The 2,197-nt window shown below is 60.3% G+C and carries 4 protein-coding genes and 1 pseudogene; 3 read left to right on the top strand and 2 right to left on the bottom strand.

Annotated features, from left to right (window positions below; all coding sequences use genetic code 11):
- From pgk to tpiA, 3 genes are all read left to right on the top strand, one after another.
- On the top strand, positions 1–159 hold a 159-nt coding region (gene pgk / locus QZ269_RS12880), incomplete at its 5' end, for a phosphoglycerate kinase (protein WP_291427097.1).
- 2 nt (positions 160–161) lie between these two features.
- A complete protein-coding gene (locus tag QZ269_RS12875; RefSeq protein ID WP_291427096.1) occupies positions 162–596 on the top strand; it encodes a VOC family protein in 435 nt (144 codons plus the stop codon).
- A 31-nt stretch (positions 597–627) separates the two neighbouring features.
- Positions 628–1,365, top strand: a complete 738-nt coding sequence (gene tpiA, locus QZ269_RS12870) for a triose-phosphate isomerase (RefSeq protein ID WP_291427095.1) — start codon at positions 628–630, stop codon at positions 1,363–1,365.
- Between the two features lie 108 nt (positions 1,366–1,473).
- On the opposite strand, the gene pdxT is transcribed toward tpiA, so the two are convergent.
- Together pdxT and QZ269_RS12860 are read right to left on the bottom strand one after the other, a co-directional pair.
- Positions 1,474–2,076, bottom strand: coding sequence for a pyridoxal 5'-phosphate synthase glutaminase subunit PdxT (gene pdxT, locus QZ269_RS12865; RefSeq protein ID WP_291427094.1), 603 nt, complete (start codon positions 2,074–2,076; stop codon positions 1,474–1,476).
- A pseudogene (locus QZ269_RS12860) lies at positions 2,066–2,197 on the bottom strand (pyridoxal 5'-phosphate synthase lyase subunit PdxS); the annotation flags it as partial. The gene pdxT and the pseudogene QZ269_RS12860, both read right to left, overlap by 11 nt.

The following is a 2,197-nucleotide window of genomic DNA, read 5'->3' as shown; positions in this document are numbered from 1 at the left end:
AAGGGGCAGGCTTACACGGTGATCGGCGGCGGCGACAGTGTAAGCGCCATCAACAAGAGCGGCAAGGCAGGCGAAATCGACCATATCAGTACGGGCGGCGGGGCCAGCTTAGAACTGCTGGAAGGCAAGGAACTTCCCGGCGTCAAGGCGATGGAGTAAGCGTGAGTGGCCCCGAGTTCCTGCCTGACCTTGTGCCCGAACTGGCAGTCACGAACCTTGGGGCCAGCCTGCGCTTCTGGGTTGACCTGCTGGGTTTCGCAGTGGACTACGAGCGCCCGGAGGAACGGTTCGCCTATATCGTGCTGGGCAACGCCCATGTCATGCTTGACCAAATCGGGCAGACGCCCACCTGGGAAACGGGGCCGCTGGAACGTCCCTTCGGGCGCGGGCTAAACTTCGAAATCACCGTACCCGACGTGCAACCGGTTGTAGACCGCCTAAACAACGCAAACTGGCCGCTGTTCGTAGAGCTGGAAGAAAAGTGGTACCGCGTGAACGACCAAGAAACGGGCGTGCGGCAATTTTTAGTGCTTGACCCAGACGGCTACCTGCTGCGCTTTTCTCAAAGCCTGGGCTTGCGCCCGCTTAATTCATAGACCTATCAATAAACCTTTCAAAGGAGAATCCATGCCCAATACCCTTCTTGCCCTCAACTGGAAAATGAACAAGACCCCCACCGAAGCCCGCGCCTGGGCCGAGGAACTCAAGGAGAAGTATGTCCCCGTAGACGGTGTGGAGCTGGCTGTTATGGCTCCGGCGCTGGACCTCTCTAGCCTGGCAGCCAATCTGCCTGCCGGAGTGGAGTTCGGTGGTCAGGACGTGTCCGAGCACGAGTCCGGCGCATACACGGGTGAAATTAGTGCGGCGATGCTCAAGGATACCGGCGCGACCTATGTGGTAATCGGCCACAGCGAACGCCGCGATTACCACCAGGAAACGGATGCCCAGGTGGCGGCCAAGGCGAAGCAGGCGCAGGCGAACGGCCTGGTGCCTATCGTGTGTGTGGGGGAAAAACTCGATGTGCGCGAAAAGGGCGAACAGGTGGCTTTTACCCTTAGGCAGCTCGAAGGCAGCCTGGCCGGAGTGGGGGCCGAGGTGGTCGTGGCTTACGAACCGGTCTGGGCCATCGGCACCGGCAAAACAGCGACTGCCGACGACGCCGAGGAACTGGCCGCTGCTATCCGTGAGGCGCTGAAACAACAGTACGGCGCAAAGGCCGGTAGCATCCGTATTCTGTATGGCGGCAGCGTTAAGCCCGAGAACATTGCCGAAATCTGCAGTAAGCCAAACGTCAATGGTGCGCTGGTCGGCGGCGCGAGCCTTAAAGTGCCCGATGTGCTGGGTATGAATGCTGCGCTGAAATAAGCCTTTTGTGCCCGGCTACTGACCGGGCATTAAAACAAGCTAAGTAAGTGAAAAGATTCACGATTAAACTTGCCCGTGAATTTATTGTTTCTTTTAGAGCATCTAGCTTTACAGCTGGGAGAGGCCCGCCAGAAACAGGGAATGCAGCCGGGAATCTGTGGTCAGTTCCGGATGAAACGAGGACGCCATGACGCGCCCCCGGCGCACAAGCACCGCGCCGCCCGCCTGGGTCGCCAGCACTTCAACCTCTGGCCCAGCCCGCTCTATCAGAGGCGCACGAATGAACACGGCTGGAAACGGCCCGTCTAGGCCCCTGACCTCCAACGGGACGGCAAAAGAGTCGACCTGGCGGCCAAAGGCGTTTCGCCGAACCGTGATGTCGAGCAGTTCCAGACCCGGCTGAGTGCCCAGATTCGGCGAGACACCTTCGATGGTCCGCGCGAGCATGATCGCGCCCGCGCAGGTGCCCCAAACCCCTCCCCCCGCCGCCGCGAACTGGCGCACGGGGTCCCAAAGTGCGTAATCGGTCATCAGGCGGCTTATGGTCGTCGACTCACCGCCAGGAAGAATCAGGCCTTGTAGCCCCTCCAGATCGCCGGGAAGCCGCACTTCACGGGCCTGCGCCCCGAGTGAGTGCAACATCCGCACATGCTCACGGAAAGCTCCCTGAAGGGCCAGAACGCCCACGCTTAAAGCAGCGTTACCAGCCACGCGAGGCCAGGCGCTCCTCTGGAATCAGCTCATCGATGTTGATACCCGTCATCGGTGCGCCGAGGTCTTCGCTGATCTCGGCCAGAATATCGGGGTTCTGGTAGTGCGTCACGGCTTTCAC

Origin of the sequence: Deinococcus sp., from assembly GCF_018260405.1 — a bacterium.
GTDB lineage: Bacteria > Deinococcota > Deinococci > Deinococcales > Deinococcaceae > Deinococcus.
Note: the sequence above shows the minus strand (reverse complement) of the source record. Positions and strands in the feature narration are given on the sequence as shown.